The sequence below is a fragment of the Planococcus kocurii genome, from assembly GCF_001465835.2.
Lineage (GTDB): Bacteria > Bacillota > Bacilli > Bacillales_A > Planococcaceae > Planococcus > Planococcus kocurii.
The window spans coordinates 640,439-658,186 of sequence record NZ_CP013661.2; the positions used below are offsets into that span (position 1 = coordinate 640,439).

Consider the following 17,748-nt stretch of genomic DNA (forward strand, 5'->3'; position numbering starts at 1 on the left):
GTTTTTTTATACGTTTCGTTTGTGGAAGTTACTTGAAATAATAGATTGCTGCTTTTTTACGCTTCTTTTTCAATAATCTCCGATAAAGACTGAACCGCTTTTTCTTCATCCAAGCCTTCTGCAGAAATGGTGACTTCTGTTCCTTTACTAATTGCCAAGCTCATAATTCCCATAATACTTTTGGCGTTTACTTTCTTATTGTCTTTTTCCAAATAAACATCTGCGCTGTATCGATTTGCTTCTTGAACAAATAACGCTGCTTGTCTTGCTTGAAGACCTGATTTTAATCGTACTTTTACTTGTTTTTCAACCATACGGATCCTCCTCCAAAACTCAACTCTCTTCTATATAAACGAACAGCCTAGCTAGCGGCCGATCATTTCTCCATTTCTCAGGGATGCTGCAATCTCATCAATTTTTCGCAGACGATGGTTTACCCCCGACTTGCTGACGGTTCCGCCCGATACCATTTCCCCTAGCTCTTTTAACGTCACATCTTGACACTCTACCCGGAGTCTGGCGATTTCACGTAGTCTTTCAGGCAATTGGTCAATGCCAATTGTTTGGTCGATAAATCGAATATTTTCTACTTGCCGCAATGCCGCATCGATGGTTTTGTTTAAGTTAGCGGTTTCACAATTTACTAACCGATTAACGCTATTACGCATATCTCGAATAATTCGAACATCCTCAAATTTCAATAAAGCAGAATGTGCGCCTGTAATGCTTAGAAAATCAGAAATTTTTTCTGCTTCTTTCAGGTAAGTCACAAATCCTTTTTTACGTTCAATCGTTTTGCTATTCAAACGAAATTCGTTCATTAATTCAACTAACGAGTCTGCATGGTCTTTGTAGAGCGAGTAAATTTCGAGATGGTAAGATGACGTTTCAGGATTATTGACAGATCCTCCAGCTAAAAAGGCACCTCGGATATACGAACGTTTGCAACAGTTCTTTTCAATCAGCGACTTGACAATCTGGTGCTGGAATTGAAATCCTTCAGTCAAAATTTCGAGATCTTCGAGAATATGCTTAGCGCCTTCTCGGATTCTACAAATGTAAATATTATTCTTTTTTAAGCGCATCTTTTTTCTAACCAGCAATTCGACGGGATAAGTTTTGTAAAAACGTTTTAATAACGTGTAAATACGGCGGGCGATCGCCGCATTCTCAGTTTGAATATCCAGGCTCAATTGCCGATTGGAAAACGATAGAGTGCCATTCATCCGGATCATTGCGGAAAGCTCTGCTTTGCCGCAGCAATCATCTATCTCTATTTGTGTCATTTCTTTTTTTGTTTCGGATGCAAAAGACAAAATTCGTTCCTCCTTTCAAAGCGTCAAAAATACAACTGCTTCGAATCTTCACTAGCACGGCCATCAGCATATTCGAATAACCATTCTGCAACTTTCGTCGGCTCGTGACGTACAGTTTCTCCAGAGATATTAGCAATGTCTTTTCTGTAGACTTCGAGACCCATTTTTTTCAGGCGCTCTTCGTCATACTCAACAGGCCATGCTTTCTCTTTTTCGTAACGTTCTGCAATGTTAGACGGCATTTGGACTTTATCAATTAGAATAGCATCTAGAAATTTTTCTCCGACATGATTGTAAAGTGCTTGAACATGGTCAGAGGCTGTATATTGATAAGTCTCCCCTGCTTGTGTCATTAAATTACAGATGTATATTTTCTTTGCCTTAGCAGCTATGACTGCTTTTTTAATATCTTTCACTAACAAGTTCGGCAAAATACTGGTGTATAAAGAACCTGGACCCACAACAATTACGTCTGCATTTTTAATTGCTGCAATTGTTGCAGGCAAGGCTTTAACATCATGTGGTTCAATAAACACACTTTTAATTGGCTGTAAATAGGCAGGAATTTTGGATTCCCCTTTTATAATCGTCCCATCTTCTAGCTCTGCGCTAAGCGTAACAATTTGGTTGGCGGCAGGTAAAACCGTGCCATTGACACTTAATACACGACTCATTTCGCGGACTGCATGGGAAAAGTCGCCTGTAATATCCGTCAATGCCGCGAGCATTAGATTACCCAAAGAATGACCGTCAAGATCTAAGGAGTGCTTAAATCGATATTGGAACATTTCAGCAACTAAAGGTTCTGTATCTGATAATGCTGCCATAACATTTCGAATATCTCCCGGGGGTGGAATATCCAGGTCATTTCTTAAGCGTCCCGAACTTCCACCATCGTCTGCAACTGTTACAATAGCCGTCAAATCCAGTGGATACAATTTTAACCCACGCAACAATGTAGACAGTCCCGTGCCGCCGCCTAAAATAACGATACGTTTCCGGTGCTGATTATGTTCCATGCACTCAATCCTTTCTAATTTTAATGTCTCTATGCGTGATAATCACTTTATTATTCTGTGCCAGAAGCTTGCCATAGTACTCAGCTAACGTAACCGAGCGGTGTTGGCCTCCTGTACAACCGAAGGCGATAACAAGTTGTGCCTTCCCTTCATTTTTGTACTGTGGAATCATAAACTGCAGTAAATCAGTTAATTTTTCTAGCAGCGTTTGCGTTTCTTGCCATTTTAGTACATAGCTCGACACTCGCTCATCAAGCCCTGTTAGCGGATTCAACTCTTCAATATAATAAGGGTTTGGTAAAAAGCGTACATCAAACACCAAATCAGCATCAATCGGCATGCCGTGTTTAAATCCGAAAGACAAGACGTTTACGGTAAAGACATTACTGGTCTTTGATGAAAAATCGGCGATGATTCGTTCTTTTAGTTGGCGAGGCTTCATGTTAGAAGTATTGTATATATGCTGTGCTCTCCCTTGAAGGTCACTCAGCATATCGCGCTCTTTTTTGATGCCACCCAAAACCAATCCACCGGGTGACAGTGGATGAGATCTTCTCGTTTCCTTGTAGCGGCTCACTAAGGTTTCGTTTTCTGCATCCAAAAATAGAATCGTGATGGAGACATTCGGATCTTGTGATAGGTGGTCAATTGCGTCTACTAAACTATCAAAAAAATCGCCTCCGCGCAAATCCATAACTGCAGCTACGCGCTTCATCGATTTTCCCGAATCTCTCATCAAATTGATAAACGTTGGCAATAACGTGGGAGGCAAATTATCGATTGTAAAAAAACCTAAATCTTCAAAGCTTTGGATTGCGACCGTTTTACCTGCACCTGACATGCCTGTAATAATGATTAACTCTGTTTCTTCTTTATGCTTTTCCATTAGGATGATTCACCTCTTCAATTGATGATTGGATGGTTTCTTTGATCAGCTGAAATTCTGGCGTATAGTAGAATGTCCCGTACTGAACTCCTTGCTGGTTAGCTGCAAATTGCAGATTGGTCCGGTCCCCTTCAGCCATTGGCAAAGATGCCAACGCTTCTACTGGATGCCACTCTAACAGCCCCTCGGTCGTTTCTTGAAATAACTCTCCAATTACGCGGTTTGCAGCGAACGTAAACAACATCCACTCATCCACCGTTTTTTCATGTTCTTGAATCATCATGGTATAGACCCCTTTTAAATGTGTACCTATTGGGGTAGCATTCGTTTCTTCTTTGAACTCACGGACTGCAGCTTCGATAATCGATTCTCCGGCTTCCATTTTACCACCGGGCGCTACATACCAATCACGTCGTGGTTTTTTCAATAATAATACTTGTCCATTTTCAATGACTAATAAATTCGCGATTCGCTGCACATTCGACACTCCGTCTCTATTGTAAACTCTCTCCATTATACATCTATCCTGGCGTGTCATGCAAAAGAATAAAAAAAGAGGCTGTCTTTCGAGTTACTCGAAAGACAGCCCAACAAAATCTTTTATAAAAAGGGGGTCAATTTACTCTTCTTACTATAAACCTTATTCATGACAACCACGTTACAAAACAGTTAAAAACTAATTAAGCTTGTGCTTTCATGCTAATTTTCTCTACTAACTCTTCAATATAGTGTTGAGCTGCTTGTGCGGCAATACTGCCATCGCCTGTCGCAGTAACTACTTGACGCAATGTTTTTTCACGAACATCGCCTGCTGCATAAATCCCTGGAACAGTCGTTTCCATTTTGTCGTTCGTTACAATATATCCGTCCTTATTCAAAATGCCCAACTCAGCAAATGGTTTTGTTAAAGGAAGCATGCCGATATAGATAAAGACACCATCTGCTTTAAATTCTTTTTCAGAACCATCTTCAGTAGACACCAGCGTAACTGCACCTACTTTGCCATTGCCATCATCGTGAATTTCTTTAACTGTATTGCTCCAGATAAAGTCAATTTTATCATTTGCAAAAGCACGATCTTGAAGAATTTTTTGTGCACGTAATTCGTCACGTCTGTGGACGATTGTTACTTTACTCGCGAAACGAGTCAAGTAAACACCTTCTTCAACCGCTGAATCACCACCGCCAACTACGACAAGTTCTTTTTGTTTAAAGAAAGCTCCATCACATACTGCACAATAACTGACACCACGGCCTCCTAGTTCATTTTCACCTGGAATCCCCATTTTCTTATACTCAGCACCGGTCGTCACAATAATTGCACGTGCTTTGTACTCTTTAGATCCGGCTTTAATGGTTTTGTATTCTTCGCCATCAATAATTTCGGTTACGTCACCGTATGCATATTCTGCACCGAATTTTTTTGCGTGTTCAAACATTTTTGTTGAAATGTCTGGTCCTAAAATGTGTGAAAATCCTGGATAGTTTTCAATTTCTTCCGTATTGGCCATTTGACCACCTGGAATACCGCGTTCTAGCATCAATGTTGTTAAGTTCGCGCGAGATGTATAAACAGCGGCTGTCATGCCTGCTGGTCCTGCTCCGATAATAATTACATCAAAAATTGTAGTTGCTTCAGTCATATTACTAGGCCTCCTATTTCTCAGTAGTTAAATCGTATAAGATTCATGCGAAAGCTTCAACTTTTATGCCTATGATTCGATGTGTGGTAAGAAAACAGTTAGTTCTTTACTGTATTTTGTCAACGTAGCAACCGATATACCAAATTGATCCGCCAGTTCTTTTTTTGTGGTTTTTTCATTTTTAGAAGAGTGAATCATATATTCTGCAGCCGCAGCAAGAGCCGCGGGATTTTTGAATGCATAGTTCCTGCTAAAGCCTTTTTCTAGCAGTAAAAACCACAGTTGAAAGAGTTCTTCTTGCTGTTTTTTCACCATTCCATATGAGCCATAAAGAAGTTCTGCTGCTTCCATCGCACGCATAAAAGCCTTTTCAGCCGGAACGCTTTCTTTGAAAGGATGACCAAGTGCATAACCCAAAACAAAAGTTTCCAAAACAGAAGGCTGATCAGATGCCAACCAATTTGGGTGTGAAATAATTTCTTGCTTATGTGCTGATTTGCCTAACAAAAACAAGCCGAATAACCGTTCACTTTTCTTTTGGTGATCCAGTTTTCCAACCAAATAATCTCGATCATGCTCAAGCGCATCGACGTGCGGCATTTCTGAATGCTCGTTCCATGGCGCATAACCGTCTTTATCTGGGTCCATTTTTTTCAATTGATCCCAAGCTTGTCTTGACGCGTCTTCATGGCCTGAATGATACGCAGCATGCGATAACCAAAAGTAAAACGCTGCATCACCTTCAAAGCCTTTTTTCTGCAAACTTTTGAGCCAGCGATAAGCTTCTTTGTATTTACCAACCAATGCAAAAGTCGCACCTAGTTTATAGCGATGCTCAAATACATAAGGTTGTATTTTTTTTAGCAAATCGAGTACATCATCCAATTCTGCGTTTTTTTCATAGTAATGAAAGACTGCTAAATTACACAAAGCGTGCAAATTGCCAGTATTTCTCCGCAGTACATCGTAAAGCAGCGCTTTCGCCATTTCTGCTTCTCCGATATAAAAGTAAGCCAAAGCTAAGTTATTGCAAGCTCCCCAAAAATCCGGCTTTCCTTCAATTAACTTTTCAAGCAATTCAATAGCACCGGTAAAATCACCTTGCTCCATCATTCGACGTGCTTTTTCCTGTCGGTAATGGTGTTCGCTGTCCTGCAAGTCCCCGTCCTCATCAAAATTTTGCCAATCTTCTTGCTCGGCAAAATCAATAATTCCCATTGCTTCAGATGCATATTTCCCTTGTGTTTCATAAACCAAGTACTTTTTAGCAAATTTTCGAGCATCCCAAAACAAGCCCATATGTGCATGGACTTCAGCAAGAAAATACAGAATGTCGGGTTCTTTTGAGTCTAGTTCATGTGCTGTATGCAGCACATCCATTGCCTGCTCAAACTCTTGTATTTCCATTAGCACAATTCCGTATTGCGTCAAAATGAGCGGATCTTTCGGACTCAACTCTGAAGCACGACGCAAATACTTATGTGCTTTTGAGTAATTTTCACGCTGAAGCTCTTTCAACGCTTTTCTGTAATAGAATTCTCCTGTCGGAATAAACGACAATACGTTTTTAGTATTTATTTTTTTATTCTCCAAAATATGCCTCCGAAAAAGTAAAAGAGACGATTTCCATCGTCTCCATACTCAAATATGCTGTAATTATAGCATATTTCCCTATTATTTACTTGTCGCTTTTGTTTCATGACGTTCTTTTAATACATTGGTCACTTTGTTAAAGTTTACCTTTTGTTCTTGTAAAAGCACCAACACATGATACAACAAATCGGCTGTTTCCATTGATAGCTCTTCAGCGTCACGATTTTTGGCTGCGATAATCACTTCAGCTGCTTCTTCGCCTACTTTTTTACAAATTTTATCTATGCCTTCTTCAAACAGATAAGTCGTATACGCACCTTCAGGCATTTCTTTTTCACGCGCTTCGATTAACGCGGTCAATTGTGCGAACATATCGCCTGGAGATTCATTGCGCTCACCATGAATGGTTTCAAAAAAGCAGCTATCCTTACCCGTATGACAAGCGGGTCCATTTGGAATTACTTCATAAATTAGCGAATCGCCGTCGCAATCTAATCGCACAGCCGTCACTTTTTGAGTGTTACCACTCGTCGCACCTTTGTTCCACAATTCACTACGGCTTCTTGAGTAAAGCCACGTTTCATTTGTAGCCATTGTTTTTTGGACGGCTTCTTCGTTGGCATAAGCCAAAGTTAACACTTCTTTTGTTTCGGCATTCTGGATTATCACGGGAATCAGCCCGCTTGGATCATATTGTATGGTTGTCATCGGACGTTCACTCCCTCTTTCCGTAAATATTGCTTGACCTCATCTACACTGGTTTCTTTGTAATGGAAAATAGAGGCCGCTAAAGCAGCATCAGCATCCACCATTTTAAAGACTTCGCTAAAATGTTCTTTGTTTCCTGCTCCACCACTGGCAATGACCGGTACTTCTACCGCTTCGCGTACAGCTTGTGTTAATTCCAAATCAAAACCGTCTTTCGAGCCGTCTTTGTCCATGCTCGTCAACAACAGTTCACCAGCTCCAAGCTCAACACTTCTTTTTGCCCATTCAACTGCGTCCCAATCAGTTTTGTTGCGACCACCATGTGTGTAAACGTCCCAGCTATCACCATTTTTCTTAGCATCAATTGCTACGACAATACATTGAGAACCAAAAAAGTCTGCGCCTTCTTTGATCAACTCAGGACGGTCAAGGGCAGCTGTGTTTAAAGAGACTTTATCAGCTCCGGCGCGCAACAAACGTTTCATGTCATCAAGACTGCGAATACCGCCACCTACTGTAAACGGAATCGACAGTTCTGTTGCAACAATTTTCACGACTTCGACCATCGTTTCCTTGCCTTCGTGAGAAGCCGAAATGTCCAAAAACACCAATTCATCCGCCCCTTGCTCATCATAAAAACGAGCCAATTCAACAGGATCTCCCGCATCACGCAGCGAAACGAAACTAACGCCTTTGACGACACGTCCTTCTTTTACATCAAGACAGGGAATAATGCGTTTTGTCAACATGACAAAACCTCCTCCAGCGTAAAACGTTTTTCATAAAGTGCTTTCCCTATAATAACACCTGCGATGTTACTTTGCGCAGATGCTTCTTTAACATTTCGTACATCTTCTAGCGAACCAATGCCACCTGAAACAATGACTTGTGCTGATTCAGCACCCACCAACGATTTATTGGCGGTAATATTTGGTCCTGCGAGCGTGCCGTCTGTTGCAATATCTGTATAGATAAAATGTTTTGCACCTTTTTGCGCGAAATAATCCGCTACTTCTGTCGCTGCTTGTCCAGATGTCTCGATCCAGCCCTCTGTTGCAGCCATGCCATTTTTCGCATCAATACCGATCACAATTTGGTCGGCTCCAAATTCTTCAATAAACGATACAGCAAGTTCCGGATTACGGATTGCTAGGCTGCCGATAATGACACGTGCTACACCATTTGATAAATAATGCTGGATATCTTCACGAGTTCGAATGCCTCCGCCGACTTGTACTTTAGCACCGAGCTTTGCGGCTTCAATGACCACTTGATCGTTAATGCGGATGCCGTCTTTGGCACCGTCTAAGTCGACCATATGTATCCACTCTGCACCAGCTTCTACGAATTTCCGAGCCATTTCGACTGGTGAATCTCCGTAGATGGTTTCCTGAGTATAATCTCCTTGAAATAGGCGTACACATTTGCCATCCCTTAAATCAATCGCAGGATAGATTTGAAACTTAGACATGTAGGTTCCTCCTAACATTTGAAATCCATTGTTCTAATAAATAATGGCCAAAATCACCTGATTTTTCTGGATGGAATTGCATACCCGTTATCAAACCTGTCCCGACTACTCCCGGAACGTTGAGGCCTCCGTAGCTTGCTGTAGCTAAAACTTCTTGCTGCTTTGTATTTATCGCTAAAAAAGAATGTACAAAGTACACGTGCGTATCACTTAATACATCCTCTAACCAATACGGCATATGCGAAAATTCCAAACGGTTCCAGCCCATATGAGGAATTCGGTATGTGCCTTTTTCAAAACGACGAATTTGTCCTGTCAGTAACCCCAAACCTTTTGTCGGTTTCACTTCCGAACTATCTTCATATAACAACTGCATACCGAGACAAATTCCAAGAAGCGGAATATTTTTTTCTGGCAATGATTGGATAAATCCTGAAAGTCCTTTGTCATTTAACAACTCCATAGCATCTGGAAAAGCACCGACTCCTGGCAGCAAAATCCCTTCTGCTTCGAGCAGCACCGCAGGGTCATCGGATACAATCACTGTACATTCCAGCTTTTTTAACGCTTGCTCGACACTGAATAAGTTGCCCATGCCGTAATCAATAATGCCAATGATCATGTGAGCAACCCCTTTGTTGATGGTACACCTTTAACTCGTGGATCAATCATCGTCGCTTCATCAAGCGCACGTGCTAGCGCTTTAAAGATTGCTTCGATAATATGGTGCGTATTTTTTCCGTAATGAACGATAACGTGGACGTTCATCCTTGATTCTAGCGCAAATTTCCAAAGGAATTCCTGGATCAATTCCGTATCAAACGTTCCTACTTTTTCAGTCAGCGGCTGACTACGGAATTCCAGATGTGGGCGATTTGAACAATCAATAATTACTTGAGCTAACGCATCATCCATTGGTACAAATGCGTTGCCGTAGCGACGTATGCCTTTTTTATCGCCAAGTGCTTCTTTAACAGCTTGACCTAAAACAATGCCAATATCTTCAGTAGTGTGGTGGTCATCGATGTGCGTATCGCCATCTGCCGTAATATCGCCATCAAATAAGCCATGTTTAATAAACAAATCCAGCATATGATCCATAAATGGAACACCTGTATCAATTACCGATTTCCCTTCACCATCTAAGAAAAATTTGATGGCTACTTTGGTTTCATTGGTATTGCGTTTGATTTCAGCTTTTCTCATAATCGGTTCCCCTTTTCCCACGACCGCGATTCGACTGCACGCGCATGGCCTTCTAATCCTTCAAGACGTGCTAGACGAGCAATTTTTTCTTTATTGTTTTGCCAAGCCTGTTCGCTATAACGGATAATGCTGGTTCTTTTAATAAAATCATAAACAGATAAAGCACTCGAAAAACGTGCCGTGCTGTTTGTTGGCAATACGTGATTCGTTCCTGCAAAATAATCGCCAATTGGTTCAGACGAAAACCTTCCGATAAAAATGGCACCGGCGTGGCGAATCTTCTCCGCGACTGATTCTGCATCTTCTGTCATAATTTCCAAATGTTCAGGCGCTAGTTGATTGGCGGCTGTAATCAGCTCTTCTACCGTTTGCCCTAGATAAATCATGCTGTGATTTATCATCGCTGGACTCGCAATGGCTTGACGAGGCAAGTTTGCTAATTGACGCTTTACTTCTTTAGAAACCGCATCAGCCAATTGTTCGCTAGTCGTTAATAACACAGCGCTCGCCATCGGATCATGTTCTGCTTGTGACAATAAATCAGCTGCCACTTCATCAGCATATGCGGAATCATCCGCAATTATCGCGATTTCACTTGGTCCAGCAATCATATCAATCGCCACGTCACCATTCACTTCTCGTTTAGCAAGCGCAACAAAAATATTGCCCGGACCGGTAATTTTATCAACGGGTGCGATAGATTCCGTGCCGTATGCTAAAGCTGCGATTGCTTGGGCACCACCTGATTTATAAACTTCTGTAATGCCAAGAATATGAGCCGATGCGAGTACTCCGTCAGACAATGTGCCGTCTTTACTCGGTGGTGAAATTAAGACAATGCGTGATACGCCTGCTACTTGTGCCGGAATGACGTTCATCAACACAGATGAAGGATATGCAGCTGTGCCACCTGGTACGTAAAGTCCAGCTGACTCGATAGCTGTAACACGCTGTGCAACATACGAACCATCATCGTTATCTAAACGGTAGCCTTGTTGTTGCTGACTTTCATGGTACTTCCGAATATTCGCCGCAGCTTCAGTTAAGTCCGTTAACAATTGCGGGTCAAAACGGTCGACTGCTTGCGAAATTTCTTCTTCTGTCACACGTAAAGAGGTTAATTTAGCACCATCCCATTTTTCTGTAAAGCGAAACATCGCTCTGTCCCCGTGATCTTTCACTTCTTGAATAATCGCTTTTACCGCTGTAACTTGCTGTTCCGTGCCTTCTGCAATCGTTCTTCTGATGGAAATTCCTGAAGATAAACGAGTCACTTTCATAAAATGGCCTGCTTTCTCAGTCTTTCTACTAGCTCTGTAATGCGTTTTTGCTTTAAGCGATAACTTACAGGATTTGCAATCAAACGTGACGTGATGTCGACAATTTTTTCGTATTCAACTAAGCCATTTTCTTTTAATGTTTTACCAGTAGAGACAATATCCACAATACGATCCGCTAAACCAATCATTGGCGCCAATTCAATCGAACCGTTTAATTCGATGATTTCGACTTGCTCGCCTTTGCCACGATAATATTGCGACGCTACTTTCGGGTACTTAGTCGCAACACGCGGAGATACTTTATTCATCGGCGTGTCCGGCATACCTGCAGTTGCGATATAACAGCGGCTGATACCAAGATCTAATAATTCATAAACATCTCGGTCATGCTCAAGCATCACATCTTTTCCAGCAATGCCAATGTCTACAACTCCATGTTCGACATAAGCTGGAACATCCATTGGTTTGGCAAGAATAAAACGAATATTTTCATTGGGTGCTTCGACGATCAATTTTCGTGAATCATCGAGTTCTTTTGGCAAATCATAGCCTGCTTTTACTAATAATTCATAAGCTTCTTCAAATATTCTCCCTTTGGGCATGGCAATCGTTAATGCATCCATTACTTCACACCTTCCAATCTTAGAACCTTGCTGAAATGTTTACTAAATTCGTCAAGAGCCATAACCGCTGGTGCAAATTGCAATGTGACTCGGGTTCCTTGCTGACGAAGATTTTGTGCTTCATCATAGGCACGCTCTTCGTGTTGTTCATCAAATAAGATTAATGTATGGTCTTGTTGTTCGGAAACAGCTGAAATCAGTTCTAGTAAACGATCTACACGTAAACCAAAGCCGGTTGCACCAACCTCTAATCCAAATTGCTTCATTAATCCGTCATAACGTCCCCCGTTGCCAAGTGGAAACCCACTGCCCGTTGCATACACTTCAAATACTAAGCCAGTGTAATAGGTCATATGGCTGTTAAACGACAAATCATACGTTACCGCGTCTGCTAAGCCGCTGCGCTCCAATATGGTTTTCAGCTTTTTCATATCTTCGAATAAAGAACTTTGTTTGGCGTTATGAGGATCAATCCATTGCTGCCATTCTTCTACAGTAGAAGTGGACATCAAACCAATAAATGATTCTCGACTAGAAGCTTCTATAGGTAACTGGTGAACCAAGCTTTCAAAGCCTACACTGTTTTTGGAAACGAAAGCACTGCGAACTTGTTCAATTTGCTGCTGATCCAAACCGAAATCCTCTAAAATCAACTGCAATAATTGGGTATGTCCAATAACAAAGCGGCTAGACTCAATATCTAGATTTTTTAAAATGGTCCATGCCAAAATAATAACTTCTGCATCTGCATATAAAGAGTCATCGCCAATCAACTCAACGCCCATCTGTTCAAACTCAGCTGGACGTCCCCCTTCACGTTTTTGAGCGCGAAAAACATTTGAATAATAGCCAAGTCGTACCGGCATCTTTTCTTTTAGTAGCTTAGATGCAGCGACGCGTGCAATGGGTGAAGTCATATCTGGACGTAATACCAAGGTTTCACCTTGGCTGTCTAGTAATTTAAACAACGCATTATCAGCAATTGCTGAAATTTTACCGATGGTTTCGTAATATTCTAAAGTAGGTGTTTGCAGCAAATCATAGCCTGCCTGTTGAATAATAGACGTTCCATTTGTACGGAGTTCCGCTTTCTTTTTTGCGATAAATGGGAAATCATCTCTCATGCCTAGTGGTTTCTCGAACATTTGTATAGTCATTTATAAAACTCCCTAATATTGGTTATTTTACTTTAGTTCGCTAATGTGATGAAGTAATATTTATTTTAGCGCACTGTTCCATCTACCGTCAAGAGATATACTCGAAAAAAATCCTGAAAGCAATCGTTGCTTTCAGGATTTTGCTTGGCGCTCTGCCATTTGTTCAGCTGTATAAATAATATTCATCGGATTTCCGCCGACAAAAGCTCCAGCTGGCACATCTTTATGGACGAGCGTGGCAGCGGAAACAATTGCGCCGTTTCCAATCGTGATGCCGGGCAAAATCGTAGTGTTTGCTCCAATCATGACGCGGTTTCCGATCACTACGTCGCCAAGTCGATATTCATCTATTAAATATTCATGTGCAAGAATCGTTGTATTGTAACCGATTACGGTGTTTTCTCCAACCGTTATTTTCTCCGGAAACATAACATCCGGCATGACCATCAACGCAAAAGATGAGTGTTTTCCAATTTTCATATGGAGAAACGTTTTATACAGCCAATTTTTCATAGGCAAAAACGGCGTATATCTAGCCGTTTGAATCACTAGGAAATTTTTGGCAACTTTCCAGAATGGCACTGTTTTGTAAATATGCCAAAGTGAATTAGGCCCTTCCACAAAATGCCGTTGTGTGTCTCTCATTTTACAGCCTCTTTAGTTAATTCCAGTAAATCACTAATATGCTGCAACATAAAGTCCGGATTAAAACTGGCTAAGAATTCTTCTCCTTTTGCAGACCACGCCACGCCCGCAGTTCGAACTCCTGCATTTTTACCACCTTCGATATCGTGGGAATTGTCACCAATCATTAAGGCTTCATCGTGAGACGCACCTAATTGCTCTAATGCCAAATGCAAGGGCTCTGGATTTGGTTTTGGGTTTGTGACATGATCCAGACCAACCAACACATCAAACACATCGTTAACGCCCATTAGCTTCAAGCCATGACGTATTGTGTCACTTCTTTTTGTCGAGACAATTGCCATTTTCATTCCTTGCGCTTTCAGTAAACGTAAGGTTTCTGCGACACCATCATATTCTTCGACTAGTTCATCGTGCAACGTACGATTGAGCGCGCGGTATTGAACAGTCAGCTCTTCCACGCGGTCCGGATCAATCGCTGCAAATGTTTGTGTTAACGATGGGCCGATAAAATCCAGTGCATCTTGACGATCAAAGCGACCAGGATAATGTTCACCAAGGACGGCTAAGAAAGTTTGAATGATTAATTCATTGGTATCGAGCAAAGTTCCGTCAAAATCGAATAATAGCGTATTTATTTTTTTTGCAGTCATGTCGAAATCACTTCCTTTTGTTTTTCTTCCGCTCTACGCCACATATAAGAAACAAAGACCGTTAGTACTAATGCCGTAACGATTCGGATTAACAATAGCGGCCAGATTGGAATACCTAATGGCATAAAAATTAATGTGTCTTCCACTACCGCGTGACAAGCAACGAGAAAGATAAATACCAGTGTCGCATCCTTTTTACTAACGCCATCTTCTCGTACAGCTTGAATCATCACACCCGCTCCCATAGCGAGTCCGAAAACCAGTCCTGAAGCAAGTGTTAACGAAGCGTTTTTCTGAACACCCAATAAACGAGTTAAGGGTCCGAGCAGATTGGATATTTTTTGAAGGTATCGTTTATCTTTTAAAATTTGAATCATAATCATTAATGGAATAACAATCATCGCCAACTGAAGAACACCAAACGAAGCTTTTTCAAGTCCGATTAGCATCACCCCAATCCAACTCTCAGGAACAGCTGATGCTTCAGGCGCAAAACCGTATTGCGCCATCTCGCTGCCACCTTTCCAAAAGACATTAATGATAATAGCAGATAACGCAGCTAGACCAAAGCGGACAACTAAAACGATCCACAGCTTGACGCCAACTTTTAGCGCTACGCCAGTTTCAATGAAAATATTATGTGAAAATGATAGCATGACGGCCAAGATAAAAACTTCTTTAACCGTTAAATCTAATGATAGGATGCCGGCAATTCCAGCATAAAGATTAAGCGCATTACCGAGAACCAGTGGAATTGCCGCATCGCCGCTTAATCCAAACAAGCCCATAACGGGTGATACTAAATCGATAACAAAAGGCAAAACCGGTGTGTATTGAAGCATGGTGACGAGCAAAGTGATAGGGAAAATGATTTTCCCTAATGACCAAGTCGTTTTCAACCCTGCCTTCAAACCATTTTTCAGTGTCGACATCTGATCGCTCTTTTCCTAATTAGTTATCCTTATAATGAGGTGGATTTTTAATTGTGACACGACGGTATACGATGAATACAACAGCGATGACAATAGCCAATACTGACACTAGTTGTGCAGCACGAAGTTCACCAATTACATACAGGCTATCTGTGCGCATTCCTTCGATATAGAAGCGGCCAACAGAATACCAAATCATATAGAAGAAAAACATTTCACCACGTACTAGATTTACTTTTCGTAGTAGCAACAAAAGAATAATTCCCACTAAACTCCACATAGATTCATACAAGAAAGTTGGATGGTAATAAGCCCCGTCTATGTACATGTGATTGATGATCCAATCAGGGATAAACAGATTTTCAAGGAAAGTCCGTGACACTTCTCCGCCATGTGCTTCTTGGTTGATAAAATTACCCCAACGACCAATGGCTTGTCCGATTAAGATACTTGGTGCTAATATATCCGCCACTTTCAGAAATGACGTATTACGCTTTTTGGTAAACAGATAAGCGACAATAACAGATGCAATCAAGGCACCATGTATCGCAATTCCACCGTTCCAAATAGCAATAATTTGACTAGGATTGTCTTTGTAATGTTCCCACTCGAACGCTACGTAATAAATACGTGCGCCAACAATCGCCAGCGGTACCGCCCAAATTAGTAAATCAGTTAAAAATTCAGTATGCAGTCCTCGCTTAACCATTTCACGCTGGCCTACCAAAAAGGCGATGATAATACCAACAGCGATAATAACACCGTACCATTGAACCGAAATCGGACCGAGTGAAAAAGCGGTCGGATCTATTGAAGCTAATATTGCAAACATGTCGTGCACCTTCCCATTCGCTTAGTTTGTATCTTGTGCAATCACGTCATCCAGACGCTTCGAAAACTCTTCGGCGGCGTTAACGCCCATTCGTTTCAAACGATAGTTCATCGCGGCAACTTCGATAATAACCGATAAGTTACGACCTGGACGAACAGGAATTGTTAGTTTCGTCAATTGTGTATCAATAATCTTCATTTTTTCTTCTTCTAGTCCTAATCGATCGTAGGTTTTGTCTTGATCCCAGATTTCCAAATCAATGACCAAAGAAATCCGTTTAAATGTGCGAACAGCGCTCGCACCAAATAAGGTCATGATATCGATAATACCGACTCCACGAATTTCGAGCAAATGCTCAATTAGTTTAGGTGCAGATCCTACTAATGTATTTTCACCTTCTTGATGAATTTCTACACAGTCATCGGCAACTAAGCGGTGACCTTTTTTGACAAGTTCTAAAGCTGTCTCGCTTTTACCAACACCACTTTTTCCCGTCAGCAACACTCCAACACCGTATATATCTACAAGAACGCCATGGATTGCCGTCGTAGGAGCTAACTGACTTTCTAAAAAGTTCGTCAGCAAACTCGAAAACCGAGTCGTTGACATTGGAGTCGTCATGACTGGCACATGCCGATTGCTTGAAGCAGCGATCAATTCTTCTGGAACTGGTACACCATGCGAAACAATAATTGCTGGCGTATCGTCTGTGCATAGCTTCATCATACGATCTAATCGTTCTTTAGGTGATAGCATAGAAAAAAAAGAAAGCTCGGTTTTGCCGAGCAATTGCACACGATTTGCTGGATAATGGGTGAAATAACCGGCCATTTCCAACCCTGGTCTTGAAATATCGCTAATGGGGATATGACGGCCAATGCCTTCTTCTCCACTAATTAATTCCAAGTCGAACGTCTTCATCACTTGTTTTGTCGTTACTTGTCCCATTTGGTATTCCTCACTTCCTATCCACACATTATTTTGAATTTTCATCAAAACAATTATTTTTATATGCGGTTTGCTTTTATTTTAACATGGAAACTATATATTTGAAGATTTTTGTCCCCTTTGTCATGTTTCCTTCCTATATAGATTGCAAAAGGAGGTCTATCCCAATGAAGATTATGATTGATGCCGGACACGGCCCAGATACACCTGGAAAGCGCTCACCCGATGGCAAATTGAGAGAATTCCATTTTAACGTGGCCGTAGCAGAAGAAGTTAAAAAGCGATTGGTACTGGATGGACATATTGTCTTTTTCAGCCATCAAAATGACTTTGATGTTCCATTACACGAACGCACGAACCTAGCAAATCGTATGAAGGCAGATGTATTCGTCTCGATTCACGCCAACGCAGTGGGGCATACATTTAACTCTACAAATGGCCTAGAAACGTTTACCTATAACCACCCTCAGCCTGCTACACACATGCTAGCATCTGCAGTCCAACAGTCACTAATACAAGTAACTGGACGAAAAAATCGCGGGATTAAACAAGCAGATTTCGCCGTACTTCGGGATACCCATATGCCAGCTATTCTGGTGGAATGCGGCTTTATGACACACAAGGAAGAAGTCGAATTACTTAAGTCAGCCGCTTACCGAAAACGCTGCGCACAAGGAATCTGTTTCGGTATCGCTTGTTTTGAAGCAAGTCGGTAAAGGGGGAACTTTACACTTATATGAAAACGGGGCTGTCTCAAAAGGTCATGAACTAAGACTTTTGAGTGCAGCCTCTTTTTCTTGCAACAGAACAGGCCGCTTTTCGCGGGAACAGTCTCA

At 41.5% G+C, this 17,748-nt stretch carries 21 protein-coding genes; 1 reads left to right on the top strand and 20 read right to left on the bottom strand.

Annotated features, from left to right (window positions below; all coding sequences use genetic code 11):
• Positions 1–56: 56 nt before the first annotated feature.
• The 20 genes from AUO94_RS03305 to hprK all read right to left on the bottom strand — a co-directional run bounded on the left by AUO94_RS03305 (position 57) and on the right by hprK (position 16,912).
• Positions 57–314, bottom strand: coding sequence for an HPr family phosphocarrier protein (locus tag AUO94_RS03305; RefSeq protein WP_058385902.1), 258 nt, complete (start codon positions 312–314; stop codon positions 57–59).
• A gap of 51 nt (positions 315–365) precedes the next feature.
• Positions 366–1,316, bottom strand: coding sequence for a DNA-binding protein WhiA (gene whiA, locus AUO94_RS03310; RefSeq protein ID WP_058385903.1), 951 nt, complete (start codon positions 1,314–1,316; stop codon positions 366–368).
• Between the two features lie 23 nt (positions 1,317–1,339).
• On the bottom strand, positions 1,340–2,335 hold the full coding sequence (locus tag AUO94_RS03315; RefSeq protein WP_058385904.1) for a gluconeogenesis factor YvcK family protein: 996 nt from the start codon (positions 2,333–2,335) through the stop codon (positions 1,340–1,342).
• Positions 2,336–2,339: 4 nt separating this feature from the next.
• Positions 2,340–3,221: an RNase adapter RapZ gene (gene rapZ, locus AUO94_RS03320; RefSeq protein ID WP_071153685.1), complete on the bottom strand. Its 882-nt coding sequence runs from the start codon at positions 3,219–3,221 to the stop codon at positions 2,340–2,342.
• Positions 3,208–3,699 (bottom strand): 8-oxo-dGTP diphosphatase, encoded by a 492-nt coding sequence (locus AUO94_RS03325; RefSeq protein ID WP_058385906.1) that lies wholly within the window; start codon positions 3,697–3,699, stop codon positions 3,208–3,210. The genes rapZ and AUO94_RS03325 overlap by 14 nt, the downstream gene beginning before the upstream one ends.
• 202 nt (positions 3,700–3,901) lie before the next feature.
• The gene (gene trxB, locus AUO94_RS03330; RefSeq protein WP_058385907.1) at positions 3,902–4,864 is read right to left on the bottom strand and encodes a thioredoxin-disulfide reductase; all 963 of its coding nucleotides are present in this window, start codon (positions 4,862–4,864) and stop codon (positions 3,902–3,904) included.
• 69 nt (positions 4,865–4,933) lie between these two features.
• Positions 4,934–6,457, bottom strand: a complete 1,524-nt coding sequence (locus tag AUO94_RS03335; protein ID WP_058385908.1) for a tetratricopeptide repeat protein — start codon at positions 6,455–6,457, stop codon at positions 4,934–4,936.
• Between the two features lie 81 nt (positions 6,458–6,538).
• Complete coding sequence (gene hisIE, locus AUO94_RS03340; RefSeq protein WP_058385909.1) at positions 6,539–7,165, bottom strand: bifunctional phosphoribosyl-AMP cyclohydrolase/phosphoribosyl-ATP diphosphatase HisIE; 627 nt, start codon at positions 7,163–7,165, stop codon at positions 6,539–6,541.
• A complete protein-coding gene (gene hisF / locus AUO94_RS03345) occupies positions 7,162–7,914 on the bottom strand; it encodes an imidazole glycerol phosphate synthase subunit HisF (protein WP_058385910.1) in 753 nt (250 codons plus the stop codon). The genes hisIE and hisF overlap by 4 nt, the downstream gene beginning before the upstream one ends.
• Positions 7,908–8,636: a 1-(5-phosphoribosyl)-5-[(5-phosphoribosylamino)methylideneamino]imidazole-4-carboxamide isomerase gene (gene hisA, locus AUO94_RS03350; RefSeq protein ID WP_058385911.1), complete on the bottom strand. Its 729-nt coding sequence runs from the start codon at positions 8,634–8,636 to the stop codon at positions 7,908–7,910. Before hisA ends, hisF begins: the two co-directional genes overlap by 7 nt.
• Positions 8,629–9,258: an imidazole glycerol phosphate synthase subunit HisH gene (gene hisH, locus AUO94_RS03355; protein ID WP_058385912.1), complete on the bottom strand. Its 630-nt coding sequence runs from the start codon at positions 9,256–9,258 to the stop codon at positions 8,629–8,631. The genes hisA and hisH overlap by 8 nt, the downstream gene beginning before the upstream one ends.
• Complete coding sequence (gene hisB, locus AUO94_RS03360) at positions 9,255–9,842, bottom strand: imidazoleglycerol-phosphate dehydratase HisB (protein WP_179946126.1); 588 nt, start codon at positions 9,840–9,842, stop codon at positions 9,255–9,257. The genes hisH and hisB overlap by 4 nt, the downstream gene beginning before the upstream one ends.
• Positions 9,839–11,122, bottom strand: a complete 1,284-nt coding sequence (hisD, locus tag AUO94_RS03365; RefSeq protein WP_058385913.1) for a histidinol dehydrogenase — start codon at positions 11,120–11,122, stop codon at positions 9,839–9,841. The genes hisB and hisD overlap by 4 nt, the downstream gene beginning before the upstream one ends.
• Complete coding sequence (hisG, locus tag AUO94_RS03370; RefSeq protein WP_058385914.1) at positions 11,119–11,745, bottom strand: ATP phosphoribosyltransferase; 627 nt, start codon at positions 11,743–11,745, stop codon at positions 11,119–11,121. Before hisG ends, hisD begins: the two co-directional genes overlap by 4 nt.
• Entirely contained in the window at positions 11,745–12,902 is a 1,158-nt protein-coding gene (gene hisZ, locus AUO94_RS03375) for an ATP phosphoribosyltransferase regulatory subunit (RefSeq protein ID WP_058385915.1), read from the bottom strand. Before hisZ ends, hisG begins: the two co-directional genes overlap by 1 nt.
• Positions 12,903–13,034: 132 nt before the next feature.
• Complete coding sequence (locus tag AUO94_RS03380; RefSeq protein ID WP_058385916.1) at positions 13,035–13,547, bottom strand: acyltransferase; 513 nt, start codon at positions 13,545–13,547, stop codon at positions 13,035–13,037.
• Positions 13,544–14,200 (bottom strand): pyrophosphatase PpaX, encoded by a 657-nt coding sequence (ppaX, locus tag AUO94_RS03385; protein WP_058385917.1) that lies wholly within the window; start codon positions 14,198–14,200, stop codon positions 13,544–13,546. Before ppaX ends, AUO94_RS03380 begins: the two co-directional genes overlap by 4 nt.
• A complete protein-coding gene (locus tag AUO94_RS03390) occupies positions 14,197–15,132 on the bottom strand; it encodes a nucleoside recognition domain-containing protein (RefSeq protein ID WP_058385918.1) in 936 nt (311 codons plus the stop codon). The genes ppaX and AUO94_RS03390 overlap by 4 nt, the downstream gene beginning before the upstream one ends.
• A gap of 19 nt (positions 15,133–15,151) precedes the next feature.
• Complete coding sequence (gene lgt, locus AUO94_RS03395) at positions 15,152–15,964, bottom strand: prolipoprotein diacylglyceryl transferase (RefSeq protein WP_058385919.1); 813 nt, start codon at positions 15,962–15,964, stop codon at positions 15,152–15,154.
• 21 nt (positions 15,965–15,985) lie between these two features.
• Positions 15,986–16,912: an HPr(Ser) kinase/phosphatase gene (gene hprK, locus AUO94_RS03400; protein ID WP_058385920.1), complete on the bottom strand. Its 927-nt coding sequence runs from the start codon at positions 16,910–16,912 to the stop codon at positions 15,986–15,988.
• A gap of 167 nt (positions 16,913–17,079) precedes the next feature.
• On the opposite strand from hprK, the gene AUO94_RS03405 reads away from it, so the two are divergent.
• The gene (locus tag AUO94_RS03405) at positions 17,080–17,628 is read left to right on the top strand and encodes an N-acetylmuramoyl-L-alanine amidase family protein (protein ID WP_058385921.1); all 549 of its coding nucleotides are present in this window, start codon (positions 17,080–17,082) and stop codon (positions 17,626–17,628) included.
• The last annotated feature ends 120 nt before the right edge of the window (positions 17,629–17,748 follow it).